Here is a 21195-nt window from a genome sequence, read left to right on the forward strand (position 1 = left end):
GCGGACGACCGGCTGCGAGCTGCTCAGGTGGTCGCTCGCTCGTCGCGGGGCACCTCGGTGATCTCACCGGTACGACGCCCCTCGCGCCACTTGTGGACCTCCTCCTTGACCTTCGGCAGCAGCAGGTAGCAGCCGAGCAGGTTGAAGATCGCGCAGACGAAGAGCATGCCGTCGGCGAAGCTGAGCACCGAGCCCAGGTTCACGACCGCACCCAGCGCGGTGAAGATGCAGAAGATGAGCTTGAAGGCGTTCTCCTTGCCCTTGCTGCGGCCCACGAGCGTGGTCCAGGCCTTGAGCGTGTAGTAGCTCCAGGTGATCAGCGTCGAGAAGGCGAAGAGCGCCACGGCGACGGCCAGCACGTTGTCGAAGCCGGGCAGGAAGGAGTCGAAGGAGCGCGAGGTCAGCACCACGCCGGTGTCGCTGGTGACCGACTCGCCCGCGGCGGCCCGGTCGAGCAGGTCGTTGTAGAGCGGCACGTCGGCGATGACGATGGTCAGCGCGGTCGCCGTGCAGACGACCACGGTGTCGATGAAGGGCTCGAGCATCGCCACGAAGCCCTCGGAGACCGGGTGCCTCGTCTTGACCGCCGAGTGCACGATCGGCGCCGAACCGACACCGGCCTCGTTGGAGAAGGCCGCGCGCTGGAAGCCCACGATCAGCACACCGAGCGCGCCGCCGGTGACACCCTCGGGGTTGAAGGCGCTGGTGATGATCGTGCCCACCGCGTCGGGGATCTGGGTGACGTTGCCGAAGATCACCAGCAGGCAGGCGCCGATGTAGAGGATGCCCATCAGCGGCACCAGCTTGGAGGTGACCCGGGCGATGGAGCGGACGCCACCGAGGATGACCAGGCCGACCAGCGAGGCCAGGACGATGCCGAAGATCAGGGCGGCGCCGTCGGAGGCCAGCCAGCCGTCCTCGCCACCGGTGATCTCGACGGCCTGCGCGTAGGTCTGGTTGGACTGGAAGGCGTTGCCGCCCAGGGCGCCGAAGAGGATCAGCGCGACAGCGAAGATGCTGACGCCGATCTTGCTGGCGGTCTCGCCGAAGCGCTCGAAGGCCACCGGCAGGTACTTGAAGGGGCCGCCGGTGACGGTGCCGTCCTCGTGCACCTCGCGGTAGCGCACACCGAGGGTGCACTCGACGAACTTGGTGCACATGCCGAGCAGGCCGGCCAGGATCATCCAGAACGTCGCACCCGGACCACCGACGGTGACCGCGACCGCGACGCCGGCGATGTTCCCCAGCCCCACGGTGCCCGAGACGGCGGAGGACAGGGCCGCGAAGTGGGTGACCTCGCCGGGGTCGCTGGCCCGGGAGTACTTGCCCATCACCAGGTCCTTGGCGGTGCCCAGCGAGGTGAACTGGATGCCCTTGAAGTAGATCGTGAAGATGGTGGCCGCGGCCACCAGCCAGAACACGATCAGCGGGAAGGAGTAGTCCCCCAGGGGGACGTTCCAGAAGATCACGTCTGTCACGGCGGTGGCGATGGGCTCGAAGGCGTTGTTGATCGCCTCTTCCACCCCGCCCAGGAAACCGTCGGACTCCGCCGCGAGCGGGATCAGCATGGTCGTCATGACCGAACACTCAACCGGAGCGGAGGTGTGAGCGCAATCACCCACACCGCCCGGGCCCGGGCCAGATCTCGTCGCGGGGTAGATTCCGGCCCCGTGAGACTCGTCGTTGCCCGCTGCCAGGTCGACTACGCCGGTCGGCTCACCGCGCACCTTCCGATGGCGACCCGGGTGCTGATGATCAAGGCCGACGGGTCGGTGCTGGTGCACTCCGACGGCGGCTCCTACAAGCCGCTGAACTGGATGTCTCCCCCGTGCACGCTGGCCGAGGGCCACGACGAGAACGGCACCGCCGAGTGGGTGGTCACCTCCACCAAGACCGGCGACAGCCTGCGGATCCTGCTCGAGGAGGTGCACAGCGACTCCTCCCACGAGCTGGGCGTCGACCCGGGCCTGGTCAAGGACGGCGTCGAGAAGCACCTGCAGGAGCTGCTGGCCGAGCACCCGGCCACCCTCGGCGAGGGCCTCGTGCTCGTGCGCCGGGAGTTCCCCACCGCGATCGGCCCGGTCGACCTGATGTGCCGCGACGCCGAGGGGCGCTCGGTCGCGGTCGAGATCAAGCGTCGCGGCGAGATCGACGGCGTCGAGCAGCTGACCCGCTACCTCGAGCTGCTCAACCGCGACCCGCTGCTGGCCCCGGTGCGCGGCATCTTCGCCGCGCAGGCGATCAAGCCCCAGGCGCGGGTGCTGGCCACCGACCGCGGCATCTCCTGCGCCGTGGTCGACTACGACGCGCTGCGCGGCATGGACGACGCCGAGGCCCGCCTCTTCTGAGCCCCTCGTCCGAGGCCCGGGGGCCGTAGGGTCGCCGCGTGCTGATCTTCCACATCGCCACGGCGACCGACTGGAGCGCGGCGCTGGCGAGCGGCGCCTACACCACCTCCACGCGCGGGCGCACGCTCGAGCAGGAGGGCTTCATCCATGCCGCCCGCGCCGAGCAGTGGCGTGGCGTGCACGCGCGCTACTACGCCGACGCCGACGAGCCGCTGGTGCTGCTCGAGATCGACACCGAGCGCCTGGCCAGCCGCGTCGTCCTCGAGCCGGCGGTGCCGGGCGGCGACGAGACCTACCCCCACGTCTACGGCCCGATCGAGCCGGCCGCGGTGCTGCGCGCCGTCCCGGTCGACGACGCGCTCGGCGCGACCTCCTTCAGCGCACTGTTCCTGCGCGAGCTGATGCGGGCCGCGATGCTCGGCCTGCTGGTGGTCGTCCTGGCCGCCGTCGGCGCGCTGCTCGTCGACGAGGCGCTGGGCGGCTGGGGCGTGCTGGTGGGGGCAGGGCTCGGCGCGGCCCTGGCCGTCGCCCTGGCGGCGGTCGCCGTCAGGCGTTGGTGAGGCGTCCGAAGCTCGGCGGCTGGCAGACCCGGCAGGCCTGCAGCGTGCTGCCGGCCACGTCGGTCAGCGGCACCAGGTGGGCCTCCGCGCGCGCCTCGGGCAGTGCGCACTCGACGCGGTGGTAGGACTCGCTGCCCGCCACGACGTAGGAGTCGATGCCGGCGCCGGCGGCGCCCGCATCGGCGTGCTGGCGCTCGACGGCCAGCGCCACCCGTTCGACGGCGGCCTCGAGGCGCGCCATGTCGGTGCGGAAGTTCTGCACCAGGATCATGGCGGCCCCCACGACCACCACCGCGATCCCGACGACGCCGCCGGAGATCAGGTAGGGGAACTGCGCCGGCACGTAGTCGGTGCTCGCGGCACCGTTCCAGCCGAAGAAGATGATCAGCAGGCCGAGCAGGGTGAGCAGCACTCCGAGCTGCCCGCCGAGACGACCGAGGTTGTTCTGCATTGGTGGCTCCTAAGCTCCGAGGTAGGCCTCACGGAGGTTGACGTTGCGGATCTGCTCCCCCACGGCGGTGTGGAGCACGGTGCCCTTCTCCATCAGCAGCGCGCGGTCGGCGAAGGGCAGCGCGCCGGCGTTCTGCTCGACCATCAGCACGGTCGTGCCACCGTCGCGGATGCGGGAGGTGACCTCCCAGACGGTCGTGGCCAGCGCCGGGCTCAGCCCCAGCGACGCCTCGTCGATGAGCAGCAGCCGGGGGCGCGACATCAGCGCCCGCCCCACCGCCAGCATCTGCTGCTCGCCGCCCGACAGGGTGCCGGCCAGCTGGTCGGCGCGCTCCACGAGACGGGGGAAGTAGTCGAGGACCAGGTCCTGCTGCTCGCGCACGGCCCGCGGGCTGCGACGCTGGCTCCAGGCGCCCAGGCGCAGGTTCTGGCGCACCGTGAGCCGGGGGAAGACCCGCCGGCCCTCGGGGCACAGCGAAATGCCCTGCTTGACCCGGGCCGAGGGCGAGCGGCGGCCCAGCGACCGGCCGTCGAGGCGGACCTCGCCGGACTGCGGGCGCAGCAGCCCGGCGATCGTGTTCACCGTGGTCGACTTGCCCGCGCCGTTGAGGCCGAGCAGCACGCAGACCTCGCCCTCCTCGACGTCGAACTCGACCTCGTGCAGCACCGGGTGCGGGCCGTAGCCGACCACCAGGCCGCGGACCTCCAGCAGGCTCACAGCGCTCCTCCCACGAGCGTCGGGGTGGTGTCCGGCTCCGGGCCGGGCACAGGCTCCGGCGCCGGTTCGGGCTCGGTCTCGGGCTCGGTGCCCAGGTAGGCCCGGGCCACCTCGGGGTGGCGGCGTACGTCGTCGGGCTTGCCCTCGGCGAGCACCTCGCCGAAGTTGAGGCAGTAGACGTAGTCGGAGACCCGGGTCACCAGGGGCACGTGGTGGTCGATCATCACGATGCTCAGGCCGAACTGCTGGCGCAGCTCGAGCAGCGTGTCACCGAGCGCCGTGGCCTCCTCCGGGCCCATCCCCGAGCCGGGCTCGTCGAGCAGCAGCAGGTCGGGGTCGGTGGCCAGCACCGCCGCGATCTCCACCTTCTTCAGCACGCCGTAGGGCAGGTCGGCGACCCGCTCCTCCCCCACGTGCCGCAGGTCGAGCAGCTCGAGGATCAGGTGGCTGCGCTCGCGGATGCGGCGCTCCTCGCCGAAGGTGGTCGGGCCGCCGGCGATGCCGGCCCACGGGTCGTAGGAGACCTGCAGGTGCTGGGCGGTGGCCAGGTTCTCGCGCACCGTGGCGTTCTTGACCAGCCCGACGTTCTGGAAGGTGCGACCGATGCCGAGCGCGGTGCGCTTGTGCACGGGCAGGCCCGTGATGTCGGTGCCGCGGTAGGCCACCCGGCCGGCGGTCGGCTGGTAGAAGCCGGTGATGCAGTTGAAGAGCGTCGTCTTGCCGGCGCCGTTGGGGCCGATGATGCCCACGATCTCCCACTCGCCCGCACGCAGGGTCACTTCGTTGAGCGCCGTGATGCCGCCGAAGCGGATGGTCAGGTTGCTGATCTCAAGCACGGACATCGTTGACCTCCACGTCGTCGACGGCCCCGGCGTGCCGGTCGAACCGGTGCCCGGTGAGCCACAGGCGGATCGGTGCGACCTGCTGGCCGATGCCGCCCGGGTAGAGCGTCAGGGTGAGCACCAGCAGGACCGGGCCCACGACCAGCGACACGAACTCGGTGGGCAGCCCCAGCAGCCCCTCGAAGAAGCCCTCGAGGCGGAACATCGACACCAGGGCCCCCTCCTCGAGCAGCGCGAAGAAGATCGCCCCGAGCACCACGCCGGTGCGGCTGCGCAGCCCGCCGACCACGGTCATCAGCACGAAGAGCAGCGCCAGCCGGAAGTCGAAGGAGCTCGGCACGATGACCTCGTCGTGGTGGGCCACGAGCGCTCCGGCGACCCCGGCGAAGAGGCCGGAGACCGCGAACGCGACGAGGATGTAGGCGCGCACGTCGATGCCGTACGACGACGCCACCCGCGGGTTCTCGCGCAGCGCCGCCATCGCCCGCCCGGCCTTCGAGGCCGTCAGCCGCCAGTCGATCCACAGCACCAGGGCCAGGAACGCCAGGCACAGGTAGTAGTAGCGGTAGCCGCTGGTGAAGAACTCCGGGCGCGGGGCGGGCTTGCCGCCCTCGCCGCCGGTCAGCGAGGTGATGCCGAAGAGGGTCTCCTGGGCGAAGGAGCCGTAGGCCAGCGTCACGAGGGCGAAGTAGAGACCGGTCAGGCGCAGCGAGACCGCCCCGAGCAGCACGGCCTGGACGGCCCCGAAGAGCGCGGCCACGCCCACGGCGAGGAAGAAGCTCAGCTGGAGGTTGGTCACGATGTAGGCGGAGGCGAAGGCCCCCACCCCGACGAAGGCCTGGTGGCCCAGCGAGATCTGGCCGCAGTAGCCGAGCAGCACGTTCAGCGACAGGGCGCCGATGGCGTAGATGACGGCCAGCGAGGCCACGTCGACGTCGGTGACCCCGACCTCGAAGGGCGAGAGCACGTTGAGCGGCAGGGCCAGCACGACCCAGCCCAGCAGCGTCCACACGACGCCGCGGGCGACCCAGCCGCCCCGCGACGGGCGCCAGGGCTGCTCGACCACGGGAGTCGCAGCAGGGGTCGCGGGCGGGGCCGAGGCGTCGGTGACGACGGGCAGCACGCGGGTGGCGTCGCTCATGCCGCCACCGCCGTGCGGGGCACGAAGATGCCGTGCGGCTTGACCATGAGCACGACCAGCAGGAACCCGAAGAGCAGCATCGCCCGGGCCCCGGGCACCTCGATCATGAACGAGAGCGTGCCCATCTGCTCCACGACGCCGACGGTGAGACCGCCCGCGACCGCACCCGGCATCGAGCGCATGCCCGCCAGCACGGCGGCCATGAAGCCCGGCAGCAGCGCCCGCCCGGCGCCGAAGCTCAGGAAGCCGGCGGTGAAGGTCAGGTTGGGGCCCGAGAGGATGCCGGCCAGGCCACCGAGCAGCGCGGCCATCGCCCAGGTGAGCATCGAGACGCGGCGCACGCTGATGCCCACCAGCTCGGCGGCCGTCGGCTCCTGCTGGGCCGCCTGGATGGTCAGGCCGGCCGGCGAGCGGAAGAACAGCGCCAGCACGAGCGAGGCCACCACGAGGACACCCAGGGTGATCAGCTGCTGCACGGTGACCGGCGCACCGATCACCGGCACCAGGAAGAAGGAGTCGACGATGCGCGGCATGGTCATGATCAGCGTCTCGTTGAACTGCCAGAACTGGATGCCGATGGCCGCCAGCGCGACGCCGGCCGTGCCGACCAGCACCGTGACCCGCGAGGCGTTGCGCAGCGGGTGCACCACGAGCCGTTCGGTGAGCAGGCCCATCGCGACCGCGACCGCCAGGCCGAAGGCGATCGCCCAGGAGTAGCTCCAGCCCCACAGGGTCAGGGCGGCGTACGCCGCGAAGAGCCCGGTGGTGCCGAACTCGGCCTGGGCGAAGTTGAAGACGCCCGAAGCCCGGAAGACCAGCACGATGCCCAGCGCGACCAGCGCGTAGACGCAGCCCTGGAGGAGGCCGGTGACGATGGCGACGCCGACCTCCTGGCCCAGCCCGCTCATGGCCGCTCGTTGCGCCGGACGGTGACGAACTCGTTCTTGCTGCAGTCGGCGCGCAGCAGGTTCATCGCCGTGCCGCCGAACCGGCTCGAGAAGCTGGTCGGGGGTAGACGCCGGGGTTGAAGTTCTTGACCCGCGCGATGGTGGCCAGGAAGCTCTCCCGCGTCAGGTCCTTGCCGGTGGCACGCAGGATCGCGCCCACCATCTCCTCGGCGCCGTAGATCGCCGCACCGATGTCGTCGGGGTTGGAGTTGTTGCGCTGCTGGTAGGCCGTCACGAACGCCTTGTTCTGGCGCATCACGTCCATGCCCGGGAAGGGCGAGTAGAACATCGAGCCGGCGACGTTGGGGCACCCGACCGAGGCCACGATGTTGAGGCCGTTGGTCAGGCCGGGGCCGATGAAGGTCACGTTGCAGGCCATCGACTTGAGCACGTTGAGGAACGAGCTCGGGCTGGCGTTCCACACGACCGCCTTGGCACCGCTCTGGCAGATCGAGGTGCCGACCGCCGGCGCGTCGCTGGTGGTGTTCTTGGGGATCCGGCGCGAGAGCACCAGGTTGCCGCCGGCCACCGACTTCACCGCGCTGTCGGCGCGGGCGTAGAAGTTGTCGAGGCTGTCGTTGTCGGCCACGATCACGCCGACCTTGTCGCCGCCGAACTCGGTCTTGACCAGCTTGGCCAGCAGGGGCACCTGCTGCTCGTAGGTCAGCGAGAGCGCGAAGTACGTCGACAGGTTGGCCAGCGGGCCCAGGCCGGGCCGGGTCTCGTGCACGCCCGCCGACAGGTAGGGAACTCCCACAGCCGAGGCGTAGCGGGCACAGGCGTCGATCTGGTCGGCGCCGGCGCCTCCGATGAGCAGGAAGACCTCCTCCTGCTCGACCATCGTCTTGCACACCGAGCGGGCGCGGTTGGGGTCGAAGCCGTCGTCCTCGAAGAGCACCTCGACCTTGCGGCCGTTGATGCCGCCGGCCCGGTTGACCGCGTCGAAGTAGACGCCGACGGCGTTCTCGAAGGAGGCCTGCGGGATGGCGGCCGCGCCGGTGACGGGGGCGTGCACGCCGATCTTGATGGTGGACGAGGTGACGCCGGTGCTGTCGCCGCCCGAGCTGCCGGGGGTCTCGCCGGGAGTCGAGGGACCCTCGGTGCCGCCCGAGCCGTCCTCGCCGCCGGTGCTGCCCGATCCGCCCGAGCCGCCGGAGCCGCTCGACCCGCCGGAGCCGCTGCCTGAGCCGCCACCGAAGGAGCCGGACCCGCCCCCGGAGCCACCGAGGCCACCGCCGCCGCCGGCGGAGAAGTCGTCACCGCCGGCGCCAGGAGCCCCGAAGGCATCGCCCCCGGCACCCTGCTGGACCTGCCCGCCGGCGTAGACCGTGCCGACGCCGGCCTTCTGGCCGCAGCCGGTGGCCGTGAGCGCGAGGACGAAGCCCAGCGCCGCGACACGGCGCGCCGTCGTGTGCCCGGCCCTCATCGGGCGACCTTCGCCAGGGCGAGCGTGCGGGTCTCGCGCAGCCGGTCGAGTGCTCGGCTCACACCTCGACGGTTGGCCGAGGGGTCCGGCCGACCGGCCGGACCGAGCGCGAGCATCATCAGGTAGGCGATGCCCAGCACCAGGGGCAACAGCACCGGCGTCGCGCGGGGCAGGCCGGAGTACCAGGCCGGGAAGCCGGCCACCGGGGCGGCCGCGGCGTCGAGGTCGCCCTCGATCGCGCCGCCACCGGCAGCGTCGCCGCCAGCGCCCGGGTCGGAGGACGAGGGCGCCCCGAGGTCGCCGAGGCTGTCACCGCCTCCACCTCCGCCGCCGTCGTCGAAGCCGTCGAGGCCCTCGGTGCCCGTGGAGCCGCCGAAGGACCCGTCGCCGCCACCCGAGGAGTCGGTGGAGCCGCCCGAGGTGGAGCCGTCGGTCCCCTCCTGGTCAGGCGTCTCGGCAGGAGGCGTGGTGCGCACGTCGAGGCCCACACCGTCAGCGGCCGGGCCGTCGAACGAGACGTCGAAGGTCACCGGCGCCTCCGCCTGCTCGACCAGCACCACCGAGCGGGAGCCGACGAAGTCGGTGTCCAGCCAGCCGGCGGCGAGCGCGGTCAGGTCGAAGCTCCAGCGGCCGTCCTCGTCGCGCTCACCGACGGCCGAGGCCAGGTCGCAGTCGTGGGCGGGCCGGTTCTTCCACGCGGCGCCCCGGCCGTCGGCCCAGAAGACCTCGGTGACCGGGCAGGCGACCAGTGCGGCCACCTCGGTGCCCAGGGCGGCGCCGGGCTGGCCCGACTCCTGCAGCACCATCTCGAGCTTGTCGATGCTCGAGCCGGGCTCGGCCTCGAAGGCGAGCTCGATGGCGGAGATCTTGGCCGTCTCGCCCACGACCGCGGCGACCGGCATGGCACCGGCCGGCGTGTTCGGCGAGGGGGGCTGCGGGGCCGCGACGACTCCCGTGTCCGGCGGCGGCTCGTTGGCGACGTACCACCACCCGGTCTTGACGACCGAGGCTCCCCGCAGGGTGCCCGGCTCGAGGCCCGAGCCCTTCTCCGCCTTCTCCGACTTCTTGGCCTTCTCGGCCTTCGTCAGCGCCTTCTGCTCACGCGCGGTCTGCTCGTCACCGGCGCCCGCCGGGCTGCTCGCAGCAGCTCCGGCGCCGGGCACGGCGACGCCGCCACCAGGGTCGGCCGCGGCCAGGCCCGGCAGGGCGGAGAGGACAAGGACCGGCAGTGCCGGCAGCACCGGCAGCACGAGTCGTGAGAGCGACACGGGGGCTCCTCCGAGGGACGGGGGCGGTTCTCGACGTCGGGGGACGTCGTGAGGCTGACGCCCGACGCTCGGAGTGACGCAAGACACGTCTTAGTCGCCGATCAGGCCCCGGAGGGGTGTGGTGGTCCAGACCACGGGACTACTAAGACTTCTCCTCACCCGCCAGTGCGACCACCTCGTCGGCGCAGCCCCAGCTCAGGGTCACTCCCGCCCCGCCATGGCCGTAGCAGTGCACGACGTCCCCCTCGCGCTCCAGCCGCACCGAGGGCCGCGCCGGCCGCAGGCCCACCCGGTGCGCCAGCACGCGAGCGTCGGCCAGCTCCGGCACCAGCCGCGTCGCGCGCGCCAGCACCTGCTCGGCCACCTGCGGATCGGGGGTCCGGCTCCACTCGCCCTCCTCGGCGGTGCCTCCGACGACGACGTCGTGCTCGCGCGGCACGACGTACGTCGGCCCCTCACCGTCGAGCACCCACCGCTCGAGCCCGACCTGGGCCAGGCGCACCACCTGCCCCCGCACGGGCACCACCGTCGGGTCGGCGCCGAGCAGCCGAGCGCCGATGCCCACGCAGGAGACCACCAGGTCCAGCCCCGAGGCCCGCCCGGGCACCGGCAGCGCCGACAGGTCGAGCCGCGACACCGTGCCGCCCAGCTCCTCCACCCGCGCCTGCAGCCAGCGCAGGTAGACCGGCATCTCGACCACGGGCGCCACGAAGGACCACCCGTCGGCGTACCCCTCGGGCGGCGTGGCGAGCCGGGTCAGGTCGGGCACCGCAGAGCGCCACCAGGGGTCGGGCGCGGGCAGCCGGAGCAGCTCGGAGCCCTCCTGCAGCCGCACGCCGGTGCCGGGCACCTCGGCCAGCCGGGACAGCTCGGTGAAGCAGGTCGCCGACCACGCGGTGACCCTGTCCTGCGGCAGCGCCCGGTAGGGGTACCAGATGGCGGCGGCCACCGCGCTGGTCGTCTCGAGCGGCAGGTCGCGGGCGACGACGTCGACCCGGTGACCCGCCTCGAGCAGGCGCACCGCACAGCTGAGCCCCACCACGCCGGCACCGACCACGAGGACCCTGCTCATGGCGCAGAGTCTGGCACGTCGCGCATCTCACATACCGACGGCTTGTCGCCATCAAGACTATTGACATACGTTCAACACCATGACCCGGACCCTGCGCACCCTCCTCGTCGGACTCCTCGTGGGGGCGCTCAGCGGCGCCCTGGTCGGAGCGCTGGCCGGCCAGGCCACCGCTGAGGGCGGTCGGCCCACGGTGATCTCGCGCCAGGTGGCCTTCGAGCTCGTCAACACCAACGACACCGACCTGCTCTGCCTGCCCGACGGCCAGGAGTACGTCGTGCGTGCCCGCCTCGTCGGGCCGCGCAAGCAGGTGCTGGGCCGAGCCGGGGCGCAGCGCATCAACCTGCTCGTCCACGACGCCGGCACCGGCGGCTGGTTCTGGGGCATGGACTCGCCGCGGCGCTACGACTACGCCCGCCAGCTGGCCCGCCGCGGCGAGACCTCGCTGGTGCTCACCCGGCTCGGCTACGACGAGAACCGGCTGGACTCGGGGCGCGACACCTGCCTGGGCGCGCAGGCCACGATGCTGCACCAGGTCGTCCAGCACCTGAAGTCGGGCCAGTACCGCTTCACCGGCGACGTCGGCACCACCACCCCGCACGCCGGGCACGTGGTCGTCCACGGCCACGGCACCGGCGCCGCCGTCGCCCAGCTCGAGGCCTCGACGTTCGACGACGTCGAGGGCCTGGTCCTGATGTCGTGGACCGACAACCAGTTCTCGCAGCGCGCCGTCGCCGAGGCCACCCGCCAGGGCACCACCTGCCTGGGCGCCGCCGACTACGCCGGCTTCGGCGAGAGCCGCGCCGACTACCGCTCGCTGCTCTTCGCCTCCGCCCCGGCCTCCGTGCAGCGCCGGGCGGCCCGGCTGCGCAACGACGTGCCCTGCGGCGACGTGCTGAGCCTCGCCGGCATGGTGACCGCCCTGACGCTGGGCACCGGCGACATCGAGGCCCCGGCCCTGCTGCTCTACGGCGACCGGGACGCCCGCACCCGTGACGGTGCCGCCGACCAGCAGGCCGCCCGCTTCCGCTCCAGCGAGTCGGTGCACACCCGCACCTTCCGCGGCGCCGGCAGCGCGCTGCCCCTGGAGCACCGGGCCCCGCAGGTCCGCCGCGAGGTGCTGGCGTTCCTCGGCGGCCTGCGCCTGAGCTGACCGGCGCAGCGTCGGCCAGGCGCCGGTCAGTCCAGGTCAGGTCAGGTCGTTGGCCGCACGGATGACGTCGACGATGCCGCCCATGATCTCGGTCAGACCGAAGTCCTTGGGCGTGTAGACCGCGCCGACACCCATCTCGGCGAGCTTGCGGGCGTCGGAGTCGGGGATGATCCCGCCGACGATGACGGGGATGTCCCCGGCACCGGCCTCGCGCAGCCCGGCCAGGATCGCGGGCACCAGCTCCATGTGCGAGCCCGACAGGATCGAGAGCCCGACGCAGTGCACGTCCTCGGCCACGGCGGCGGAGACGATCTGCTGCGGGGTCAGCCGGATGCCCTGGTAGACGACCTCGAAGCCGGCGTCGCGGGCGCGCACGGCGACCTGCTCGGCGCCGTTGGAGTGGCCGTCGAGGCCCGGCTTGCCGACCAGCAGGCGCAGCCGCCCACCCAGCTCCTCACCGGTGGCCCGCACGCGCTCGCGCACGGCGGTCAGCTCGGTGCCGGCCTCGGCCACGCCCACGGCGCCGGAGACACCGGTCGGGGCCCGGAACTCGCCGAAGACCTCGCGCAGCGTGCCGGCCCACTCGCCGGTGGTGGCCCCGGCACGGGCGGCGGCCAGGGTCGCGGCCATCAGGTTCTCGTCGCCCTTGGCGGCCTCGGCCAGCGCGGCCAGGGCCTCGGCGACCTCCTGCTCGTCGCGCTGGGCCTTCCACGCCTCGACCGAGTCACGCGCCGACTGCTCGGCGCGGGGGTCGGCGGTCATGATCGCGCCGTCGAGGTCGGAGGTCAGCGGCGACGGCTCGGTGGTCTCGTACCTGTTGACACCGACGATGACCTCCTGGCCCTCCTCGATGCGTGCGCGACGCGCGGCGTGCGCCGAGACCAGCTCCTCCTTCATGTAGCCGGACTCGACCGCGGCGATCGCGCCGCCCATGGCCTGGACCCGGTCGATCTCGGCCTTGGCCCCGGCGACCAGCTCGGCGACCTTGGCCTCGATGACGGTCGAGCCGTCGAAGATGTCGTCGTACTCCAGCAGGTCGGACTCGAAGGCCAGCACCTGCTGCAGGCGCAGCGACCACTGCTGGTCCCACGGGCGCGGCAGCCCGAGGGCCTCGTTCCAGGCCGGCAGCTGCACGGCGCGGGCGCGGGCGTTCTTGGAGAGCGTGACCCCGAGCATCTCCAGCACGATGCGCTGGACGTTGTTCTCGGGCTGGGCCTCGGTCAGGCCGAGCGAGTTGACCTGCACGCCGTAGCGGAAGCGGCGCATCTTGGGGTCCTGCACGCCGTAGCGCTCGCGGGTGATCTCGTCCCACAGCTCGACGAAGGCGCGCATCTTGCACGTCTCCTCGATGAAGCGCACCCCGGCGTTGACGAAGAAGCTGATCCGGCCCACGACCTTCTCGAAGTCCTCGTCGGCCACCTGGCCGGACTCCTTGACCTGGTCGAGCACCGCGATCGCGGTGCACAGCGCGTAGGCGAGCTCCTGGGTGGGCGTGGCCCCGGCCTCCTGCAGGTGGTAGCTGCAGATGTTGATCGGGTTCCACTTCGGGATCTGGTGGACGGTGTAGGCGATCATGTCGCTGATCAGGCGCAGGGAGTGCTCGGGCGGGAACACGTAGGTGCCCCGGGAGAGGTACTCCTTGATGATGTCGTTCTGGGTGGTCCCGGCCAGCTGGGCCGCGACCTCCTCCGGCGACAGGTCGGGGTTCTGCTCCTCGGCGACCACCTGGTACATCGCCAGCAGCCACATCGCGGTGGCGTTGATGGTCATCGAGGTGTTCATCGACGTCAGCGGGATGTCGGCGAAGAGGTGGCGCATCTCGCCCAGGTGCGGCACCGGCACGCCGACCTTGCCGACCTCGCCGGTCGACATCACCGAGTCGGGGTCGTAGCCGGTCTGGGTCGGCAGGTCGAAGGCCACCGAGAGACCGGTCTGGCCCTTGGAGAGGTTGTTGCGGTACAGCTCGTTCGACGCCTGGGCGGTCGAGTGGCCGGCGTACGTGCGCATCACCCAGGGGCGGTCCTTCTCAGGACGCTCGAGCAGGGGTCGGTCCTTCTCCGTCATGCTCAGAGGGTAGAACGGGATCTACGCGCTGGTAACCGGCTCCGGTGTGGCTTATCCGACACCGAGTCCGACATCCAGGGCCGCACGGTCCACGTCGACCACGCGGATCAGGTGCGAGAGGTGCAGCAGCCGGCGCACCGCGGGCCCGCAGCCGCGCAGGGTCAGGTGCCCCCCGCGCAGGTCGGCCGCCCGGCTGGCCACGGCCAGCACCCGCAGGGCCGTGACGTCGGCGCCCGCGACCCCACTCAGGTCGACCACCACGTGGTCGTGGCGGGCCAGCTGGTCGTAGACCGCCGCACGCACCTCGGTCGTGCTGCGCACGTCGAGGTCGCCCTCGAGCCGCAGCGTGGCTCCGTCCGTCGTGATGCGCATGTGCCCTCCCGCCCACCTGCCCCGCTCCCCCGATGGAACGTGGCCCGGTGTGGTCGTCCTCACACACCTTGACGCGTCGGAGGCCCGGATGGTTGCACCGATCGGCCACTTTTTCGTTGCGTGTCGCCCCCGACCAGCGCCAGGGCGCCCGTGCCGACCCCCAGCAGGGCCATCCCCGCCACCCCCTCGGGCGCGAAGATGTGCCCCACGTGCACCAGCCAGGCCCCCGGCAGCAGCACCAGCCCGACCAGGGCGGGCGCGCGCAGGCGCACCAGCTGGTCGGTCACCAGCACCGCCACGCAGACCAGCAGCGCCCACGAGCCGACCTCGCCCAGTGGCGTGCCGATGCGGAACATCTGGCTGACCGCGGCCGGTCGCGGCACGCCAGGCCCGAGCTGGTGGGTGACCCAGCCGGCACCGATGCCGCTCACCACGTCGAGCGCGGTGTAGAAGGTGGCGTACACGTAGGCCGACAGGCGCACCACCCAGGCGACCGCGTCGGTGCGTCCCCGCACCAGCACCACCAGGGCTGCGCCCACCAGCGGGAAGACCAGCAGTCCCGGCACGTGCAGCGCGAACCACCGCCACGCGGTGTCGTAGGAGAGCCCGTGGGGGTGGAACAGGCCGGCCGTTGCCAGGGCGAGGCCCGGCAGCGCCAGCAGCAGCGGCCAGAGGAGTCGGCGTGGCATGCGCCGAACCTACGCACGCCCCGGTGGCCGCGTACCCGCCCGTGGCTACCCTTCAGCCATGGTCAACCTGACGCGCATCTACACCCGCACCGGCGACGCCGGCGAGACCCGGCTCGGCGACATGAGCGTCACGACGAAGACCGACACCCGGCTGCAGGCCTACGCCGACGTCGACGAGGCCAACGCCCACCTGGGCCTGGCCGTGGCCCAGGGCGGCCTCGAGGACGACGTCGTGCAGCTGCTGGTGCACGTGCAGAACGACCTCTTCGACGTGGGCGCCGACTTCTGCACCCCCGTGGTCGCCGAGCCGGAGTACCCGCCGCTGCGGATCACCCAGGACTACGTCGACCGGCTCGAGGCCTGGTGCGACCACTACAACGAGCCGCTGGAGAAGCTGCGCTCGTTCATCCTCTCCGGGGGCACCGTCGGCGGCGCCCACCTGCACGTGGCCCGCACGGTCGTACGCCGCGCGGAGCGCTCGGCCTGGGCGGCGCACGCCGAGCACGGCGAGAGCATGAACACGCTGGCGATCACCTACCTCAACCGGCTCTCCGACCTGGTCTTCATCCTGGCCCGCCACGCCAACCGCGAGCGCGGCGACGTGCTATGGGTGCCCGGCGGCGAGCGCTGAGGCGACGACGTGACCCCTGACCGGTTCTGGCGCCTCGTCGAGCTGCTCGACGGCACCGCCGACGAGCAGAGCGTCCCCCGGCTCGAGGCGGCGATGGCGCCCGGCGAGCAGGAGACGTTCGCCGACGTGGTGCAGGACCACGTCGACCGGTTGCTGGCGCGCCGTGAGGTGCCGGGCTCGCACGCCGGCGACACCGCCGAGCACCTCGCGGCGGCCGTCGTCGCCGCCGGGCGTGACACCTACGAGCGCGAGCTGGCCCTCGACTCCCCCCTCGACCCCGACCGGTGGCGCTGGGAGGAGGCCGAGGCGCTCCTGGTGGCCGGGCTCACCGAGGACGAGGACGAGCCCCACGAGGGCGTCGGCGACCTCGCCGACCAGCTGGGCATCCACCTGCAGTGGCGCTCCCTGCAGGTGCCGGACGGGGTGCTCACCAGCTGGGGCGAGGAGGTCGCCGAGATCGACGGGGTCCTTGGCGACGACCCTGCCTTCGGGCTCGTCCCCGCCGACGACCCGCACTGGCACGAGGCGTTGCAGCGCCTCGCCGAGGACCCCGAGTTCCACCGCCGTCGGGCCGCGGTGGCCGACCTCGAGCTGCACGTCGTGGTGCGCGACACCGACGAGGCGACGCTCAGTGCCTTCCCCGACGCCGACGCCGCCGAGCACGTCGTGCTCGTCGTCCCGCGCGAGGCGATGACGGTCGACCCCGACCGCACCGAGGCCTACGTGGAGGCCGTGGTCACCATGCTGGTCTCGTTGACCGAGGACTAGGAAGCAGCGCGCGCCGCACGGTCCCTGGTGGCGCCCACGCTCAGCGCCGCCGGCACCATCAGCACCCCCACGACCAGCAGCACCTCGAGGGTCCCGACCCGGTCGGCGAGCCGGCCCAGCAGCGGCGGGCCGGCGAGGAACGCGCCGTACCCGATCGTCGAGACCACCGAGACCCGCAGCGCCGCGCCCCGCGGGTCGTCGGCGGCCGCGCTCATCCCGACCGGGAAGCCCAGCGAGGCGCCCAGCCCCCACGCCACGATGCCGGCGGCGACCACGACGAGCGAGCCGCCCAGCACGGTGGCCAGGGTCCCGGCGCCGGCCAGGGCGGCGCAGCCCAGCAGCACCGGCGAACGGCCCCAGCGGTCCAGGAGCAGCGGGCCCAGCAGTCGCCCGGTGGTCATCGCCACCACGAAGAGCGCGAAGCCGGACACCCCGACCCACGTCTCCACGCCGTAGCCGTCGATGAGGGCCAGGGAGAGCCAGTCGTTGGCGGTGCCCTCGACCATCGCGAAGCAGAGCACCATCAGGCCGATCGCCAAGGTGCGGGGCTCGGTCCACGCCGAGCGGCGCGCGGGCGTGCCGCGGGCCGTCTCGTCGGCACCGGCCGCGCGGGCGGGCGCGAAGCGCGCGGCGCTCGCCCAGGCCAGCGCCCAGGCGAGGCAGGCGACCGCGACCCAGTGCACCAGCAGCGGGACGCCCAGGGCCACGACGGCCACGCCGGCACCGGCGCCGACGATCGAGCCCAGGCTCCAGCCGGCGTGGAAGCGGGGCATGATCGTGCGGGCCAGGCCGCGCTCCACCTCGGCCGCCTCGACGTTCATCGCCACGTCCCACACACCGGTGCCGGTGCCGTGCACCAGCAGCCCCGCGGCGGTGATCGGCACCGACCCGCTGCTGATCCCGAGCGCCGCCAGGCTCAGCCCGCACGTGTCGAGCCCCGCCCCCAGCCGCACGGTGGCACCGGCGCCGATCCGGTTGATCACGTGGCCGGTGCTGGGCAGGGCCACCAACGAGCCCGCCGCCACGGCGAGCAGGAGCAGCCCCAGGGAGCCGTTGCTCAGGGCCAGCCGCTCGCGCACGTCCGGCAGCCGTGAGACCAGGGAGGCGAAGACCAGCCCGTTGAGCGCGAAGGTGAGCGCCACCGCGTTGCGGGCGCGCTGGAGGGTCAGGTCGGGCCGGTCGAAGGTCCGGACGACGGCGGGGGGCATGCGGCCATGGTGCCAGTTGACCGGTCAACCAACCAAGCGCCGGCGTGCCATTCCGTTGGTCGAGCAGCGAGGGCCGAAGGCTCGAGCGACGCCGAGACCCCGCAAGCACCCGGCGTACGGCGAGCGGGCACCTCACCGGGTCTCGGCGACGCTCCTCGCTGGCGCTCGTCACTGCTCGACCAACGAGACGCCTCTCGGTACCGGCGCTCGTCACTGCTCGACCGAGGGGTCAGCGGGAACCGGGCATCTCCGCACCCGGAGGGCGTGCCTCCAGCCAGGACTGGAAGCCGGTCAGCGACGACGTGCCCATAGCCAGCTCGACCTCTCCCCCGCTGCTGCTGGTGCACACGATCACCACGTGGTCGGGGAACAGGGAGGACTGCTCGGCGCCCTCCGGCGAGCGGCGGCGCTCGTAGGTCAGCTCGCTGCGCTGCCAGGTGCGCTTGGGGCGCGGGGAGAGCGAGAAGATGCGGAACCACTCCAGCGCCTCGCCGGAGTAGCGCCCGATCCCGAGAAGCCAACCGCGCCCGGCCCTGTCGGACCGGACGCGGTGGCTGAGCTCGAAGGTGCCGCCGTCACGGGCGATGACGCGACGACGCACGACCAGGGCGAGGCCGTAGAGGAGGACGAGCACCAGGAGCACACCGGCTGCGTCGAGCAGCCACTGCCACACCGGCATCCACGTCCCCCTCCCTGAGTCCCGACCGCGCTGAGGGATCACCCTAGCGGCACGGTCGGGACCGCTGCAGGTGGGGTCAGCCCGCCTTCTCGGCCGCCCGGATGCGGGCCGCGGCCCGACGGATGTGCAGCTCGCGCTCGTCTCCGGTGGGCATGCCCTCGGCCGCCTCGAGCGCCGCCTTGGCCTCGTCGATCTTGATCTCCTCGGCGAGCAGGGCGTGCTCGGTGAGGATCGAGACCCGGTCGCCGGCCACGGAGAGGAACCCGCCGTCGACGGCCGCGTGCACGACGCCCTCGGCCTCGCTGATCTCGACAGCGGCCTCGGTGAGCAGCGAGAGCAACGGGGCGTGCCCGGGCAGCACGCCCAGGTCACCCTCCGTCGTCCGCGCGATGACCATCGACGCCTCGCCCGACCACACGGTCCGGTCTGCGGCGACGAGCTCGACCCACAGACCCTTGCCGACGTCGTCCGCCATCAGAGGTTCTTCTGGATCTCGGCCCACTTCTGCTCGACGTCGTCCAGACCGCCGCACATGAAGAAGGCCTGCTCGGCCACGTGGTCGTACTCACCCGCGGCGATCTTGTTGAACGCCTCGATCGTGTCTGCGACCGGGACGGTCGAGCCCTCGATGCCGGTGAACTGCTTGGCCACGTAGGTGTTCTGCGACAGGAACCGCTGGATGCGGCGCGCGCGGGACACGATGACCTTGTCCTCCTCCGACAGCTCGTCGACACCGAGGATGGCGATGATGTCCTGGAGCTCCTTGTTGCGCTGCAGGATCTGCTTGACGCGGATCGCGCAGTCGTAGTGCTCCTTGCCGATGTACTGCGGGTCGAGGATCCGCGACGTCGAGGTCAGCGGGTCCACGGCCGGGTAGATGCCGAGCGAGGCGATCTCACGGGACAGCTCGGTGGTCGCGTCGAGGTGCGCGAACGTCGTGGCCGGCGCCGGGTCGGTGTAGTCGTCGGCGGGCACGTAGATCGCCTGCATCGAGGTGATCGAGTTGCCTCGGGTCGAGGTGATCCGCTCCTGCAGGACGCCCATCTCGTCGGCCAGGTTGGGCTGGTAGCCCACCGCGGAGGGCATCCGACCCAGCAGGGTGGAGACCTCCGAGCCGGCCTGGGTGAACCGGAAGATGTTGTCGATGAAGAGCAGCACGTCCTGGTTCTGCACGTCGCGGAAGTACTCCGCCATCGTCAGCGCCGAGAGCGCCACCCGCAGGCGGGTGCCCGGCGGCTCGTCCATCTGGCCGAAGACGAGGGCGGTCTGCCCGAGCACGCCGGCCTCCTCCATCTCGACGATGAGGTCGTTGCCCTCACGGGTGCGCTCGCCGACACCGGCGAACACCGACACACCACCGTGGTTCTTGGCCACACGGGCGATCATCTCCTGGATGAGCACCGTCTTGCCCACGCCAGCGCCACCGAACAGGCCGATCTTGCCGCCCGTCACGTAGGGCGTCAGCAGGTCGATGACCTTGATGCCGGTCTCGAACATCTGGGTCTTCGACTCCAGCTGGTCGAAGGCCGGGGCCTTGCGGTGGATGCCCCAGCGCTCGTGCTCGGCGAGCTGCTCGCCCTCACCGAGGTTGAGCACGTCGCCCGTGGCGTTGAACACGCGACCGAGGGTCACGTCGCCCACCGGCACGGTGATCGGCTCACCGGTGTCGACGACCTGGCCACCGCGCACGAGGCCGTCGGTCGGCTTCAGCGAGATCGCGCGGACCATGCCGTCACCGATGTGCTGGGCCACCTCGAGGGGCAGCACCGTGGTCTCCTCGCCGAGGACGACCTCGGCGGTGAGCTTGTTGTAGATCTCGGGCATGGCGTCGACGGGGAACTCCACGTCGACGACCGGGCCGATGACGCGGGCGATGCGGCCCACGCTGGCCCCGCCGGCCTGGGTGGTCTCTTCAAGCGTTGCAGTCATGTCTCTCACTCACTCCACTTATTCGGCACCGGCGTTGGCGTCGGCGAGCGCGTTGACGCCACCGACGATCTCGCTGATTTCCTGGGTAATGCCGGCCTGGCGGGCCTGGTTGGCGATCCGCTTGTACTTCTTGATGAGCTCTTCGGCGTTGTCCGTGGCCGCCTTCATCGCCTTCTGGCGGGCGGCGAGCTCGGAGGCCGCCGCCTGCAGCAGGCAGAAGAAGATCCGCGACTGGACGTACTGCGGCAGCAGCCCGTCGAGGACGGCCTCGGGAGAGGGCTCGAACTCGTAGAGCGGCAGCAGCTCGGACTCCTCGGGGGGCTCCTCGCCCTCGACGACCTCCAGCGGCAGCAGCCGCACGGCGGTCGGCTCCTGGGTCAGCATCGACACGAAGCGCGTGTAGACCACGTGCACCTCGTCGACATCGCCCTCCTCGCCCTGCTCGCGCAGGAACCGCTCGATCAGGGTCTCCCCGATCTCGGCGGCCACGTCGTAGGACGGCTGGTCGGAGAAACCGGTCCAGGTCTGCTCGACGGGGCGCTCACGGAACTTGTAGTACGCCTCGCCCTTACGGCCCGCGATGAAGGTGTCGATCTCCTTGCCCTCCTCGCGCAGGCGCTCGGCAAGCCTCTCGGCCTCCTTGAGCACGCTCGAGGAGTAGGCCCCGGCCAGGCCCCGGTCGCTGGTCACGATGAGGACGGCGGCCCGCTTGGGGTTCTCCTCCTCCTTGGTCAGCGGGTGGTCGACGTCCGAGAACGTCGCCACCGCCGACACCGCACGGGTCAGCTCGCGGGCGTACGGCGCTGCCGCCTGTGCCCGCTGCTGCGCCTTGACGATCCGGGACGCAGCAATGAGCTCCATGGCGCGCGTGATCTTCTTCATCGACTCGGTCGACTTGATCCGCGCGCGGTACTCACGCAGCGATACGGCCAT

22 protein-coding genes are annotated in these 21195 nt (G+C 71.9%); 5 read left to right on the forward strand and 17 right to left on the reverse strand.

Annotated elements, in window-relative coordinates; translation table 11 throughout:
• Positions 1-23: 23 nt before the first annotated feature.
• A complete protein-coding gene (locus QWJ41_RS07620; RefSeq protein WP_302706991.1) occupies positions 24-1577 on the reverse strand; it encodes an alanine/glycine:cation symporter family protein in 1554 nt (517 codons plus the stop codon).
• Positions 1578-1670: 93 nt separating this feature from the next.
• Between QWJ41_RS07620 and nucS the strand changes: the two genes are divergently transcribed.
• The gene (gene nucS / locus QWJ41_RS07625; protein ID WP_302706993.1) at positions 1671-2348 is read left to right on the forward strand and encodes an endonuclease NucS; all 678 of its coding nucleotides are present in this window, start codon (positions 1671-1673) and stop codon (positions 2346-2348) included.
• Positions 2349-2386: 38 nt separating this feature from the next.
• Positions 2387-2908: a DUF952 domain-containing protein gene (locus QWJ41_RS07630; RefSeq protein WP_302706995.1), complete on the forward strand. Its 522-nt coding sequence runs from the start codon at positions 2387-2389 to the stop codon at positions 2906-2908.
• Here the strand turns inward: QWJ41_RS07630 and QWJ41_RS07635 are convergent.
• The 8 genes from QWJ41_RS07635 to QWJ41_RS07670 all read right to left on the reverse strand — a co-directional run bounded on the left by QWJ41_RS07635 (position 2895) and on the right by QWJ41_RS07670 (position 10772).
• Positions 2895-3359, reverse strand: coding sequence for a hypothetical protein (locus QWJ41_RS07635; RefSeq protein ID WP_302706997.1), 465 nt, complete (start codon positions 3357-3359; stop codon positions 2895-2897). The genes QWJ41_RS07630 and QWJ41_RS07635 overlap by 14 nt on opposite strands.
• Positions 3360-3368: 9 nt before the next feature.
• Positions 3369-4076, reverse strand: coding sequence for an ABC transporter ATP-binding protein (locus QWJ41_RS07640; protein ID WP_302706999.1), 708 nt, complete (start codon positions 4074-4076; stop codon positions 3369-3371).
• A complete protein-coding gene (locus QWJ41_RS07645; RefSeq protein WP_302707000.1) occupies positions 4073-4918 on the reverse strand; it encodes an ABC transporter ATP-binding protein in 846 nt (281 codons plus the stop codon). Before QWJ41_RS07645 ends, QWJ41_RS07640 begins: the two co-directional genes overlap by 4 nt.
• Positions 4905-6059: a branched-chain amino acid ABC transporter permease gene (locus QWJ41_RS07650; RefSeq protein WP_302707001.1), complete on the reverse strand. Its 1155-nt coding sequence runs from the start codon at positions 6057-6059 to the stop codon at positions 4905-4907. The genes QWJ41_RS07645 and QWJ41_RS07650 overlap by 14 nt, the downstream gene beginning before the upstream one ends.
• Positions 6056-6967, reverse strand: a complete 912-nt coding sequence (locus tag QWJ41_RS07655) for a branched-chain amino acid ABC transporter permease (protein WP_302707002.1) — start codon at positions 6965-6967, stop codon at positions 6056-6058. The genes QWJ41_RS07650 and QWJ41_RS07655 overlap by 4 nt, the downstream gene beginning before the upstream one ends.
• Positions 6968-7028: 61 nt before the next feature.
• On the reverse strand, positions 7029-8432 hold the full coding sequence (locus QWJ41_RS07660) for an ABC transporter substrate-binding protein (protein WP_302707003.1): 1404 nt from the start codon (positions 8430-8432) through the stop codon (positions 7029-7031).
• Positions 8429-9700: a hypothetical protein gene (locus QWJ41_RS07665; protein WP_302707005.1), complete on the reverse strand. Its 1272-nt coding sequence runs from the start codon at positions 9698-9700 to the stop codon at positions 8429-8431. The genes QWJ41_RS07660 and QWJ41_RS07665 overlap by 4 nt, the downstream gene beginning before the upstream one ends.
• 142 nt (positions 9701-9842) lie before the next feature.
• Positions 9843-10772 carry an FAD-dependent oxidoreductase gene (locus QWJ41_RS07670; protein WP_302707007.1) on the reverse strand — a complete coding sequence of 310 codons (930 nt, stop codon included), beginning with the start codon at positions 10770-10772 and terminating at the stop codon, positions 9843-9845.
• Positions 10773-10851: 79 nt separating this feature from the next.
• Here QWJ41_RS07670 and QWJ41_RS07675 point away from each other — a divergent pair, with 79 nt between their 5' ends.
• The gene (locus tag QWJ41_RS07675; RefSeq protein WP_302707008.1) at positions 10852-11922 is read left to right on the forward strand and encodes an alpha/beta fold hydrolase; all 1071 of its coding nucleotides are present in this window, start codon (positions 10852-10854) and stop codon (positions 11920-11922) included.
• Positions 11923-11958: 36 nt separating this feature from the next.
• On the opposite strand, the gene QWJ41_RS07680 is transcribed toward QWJ41_RS07675, so the two are convergent.
• From QWJ41_RS07680 to QWJ41_RS07690, 3 genes are read right to left on the reverse strand one after another with little or no spacing between them, the layout of a single operon-like run.
• Positions 11959-13986, reverse strand: a complete 2028-nt coding sequence (locus tag QWJ41_RS07680; RefSeq protein ID WP_302707010.1) for a protein meaA — start codon at positions 13984-13986, stop codon at positions 11959-11961.
• A gap of 51 nt (positions 13987-14037) precedes the next feature.
• Positions 14038-14358: an STAS domain-containing protein gene (locus QWJ41_RS07685; protein ID WP_302707012.1), complete on the reverse strand. Its 321-nt coding sequence runs from the start codon at positions 14356-14358 to the stop codon at positions 14038-14040.
• Between the two features lie 59 nt (positions 14359-14417).
• On the reverse strand, positions 14418-15047 hold the full coding sequence (locus tag QWJ41_RS07690) for a hypothetical protein (protein ID WP_302707014.1): 630 nt from the start codon (positions 15045-15047) through the stop codon (positions 14418-14420).
• Between the two features lie 58 nt (positions 15048-15105).
• Between QWJ41_RS07690 and QWJ41_RS07695 the strand changes: the two genes are divergently transcribed.
• A complete protein-coding gene (locus tag QWJ41_RS07695) occupies positions 15106-15678 on the forward strand; it encodes a cob(I)yrinic acid a,c-diamide adenosyltransferase (protein ID WP_302707016.1) in 573 nt (190 codons plus the stop codon).
• 9 nt (positions 15679-15687) lie between these two features.
• Positions 15688-16446, forward strand: a complete 759-nt coding sequence (locus QWJ41_RS07700; protein ID WP_302707018.1) for a hypothetical protein — start codon at positions 15688-15690, stop codon at positions 16444-16446.
• Here the strand turns inward: QWJ41_RS07700 and QWJ41_RS07705 are convergent.
• The 5 genes from QWJ41_RS07705 to QWJ41_RS07725 all read right to left on the reverse strand — a co-directional run bounded on the left by QWJ41_RS07705 (position 16443) and on the right by QWJ41_RS07725 (position 21195).
• Positions 16443-17654 carry an MFS transporter gene (locus QWJ41_RS07705; RefSeq protein WP_302707020.1) on the reverse strand — a complete coding sequence of 404 codons (1212 nt, stop codon included), beginning with the start codon at positions 17652-17654 and terminating at the stop codon, positions 16443-16445. The two genes, QWJ41_RS07700 and QWJ41_RS07705, sit on opposite strands and share 4 nt — an antisense overlap.
• Positions 17655-17883: 229 nt before the next feature.
• Positions 17884-18333 carry a DUF2550 domain-containing protein gene (locus QWJ41_RS07710; protein WP_302707022.1) on the reverse strand — a complete coding sequence of 150 codons (450 nt, stop codon included), beginning with the start codon at positions 18331-18333 and terminating at the stop codon, positions 17884-17886.
• Positions 18334-18409: 76 nt separating this feature from the next.
• Positions 18410-18808 carry a F0F1 ATP synthase subunit epsilon gene (locus QWJ41_RS07715; RefSeq protein ID WP_302707024.1) on the reverse strand — a complete coding sequence of 133 codons (399 nt, stop codon included), beginning with the start codon at positions 18806-18808 and terminating at the stop codon, positions 18410-18412.
• Positions 18808-20262, reverse strand: coding sequence for a F0F1 ATP synthase subunit beta (gene atpD / locus QWJ41_RS07720; protein WP_302707026.1), 1455 nt, complete (start codon positions 20260-20262; stop codon positions 18808-18810). Before atpD ends, QWJ41_RS07715 begins: the two co-directional genes overlap by 1 nt.
• Before the next feature lie 18 nt (positions 20263-20280).
• On the reverse strand, positions 20281-21195 hold the full coding sequence (locus tag QWJ41_RS07725) for a F0F1 ATP synthase subunit gamma (protein ID WP_302707028.1): 915 nt from the start codon (positions 21193-21195) through the stop codon (positions 20281-20283).

Origin of the sequence: Nocardioides cremeus (assembly GCF_030518195.1) — a bacterium.
In the GTDB taxonomy this organism is placed as follows: domain Bacteria; phylum Actinomycetota; class Actinomycetes; order Propionibacteriales; family Nocardioidaceae; genus Nocardioides; species Nocardioides cremeus.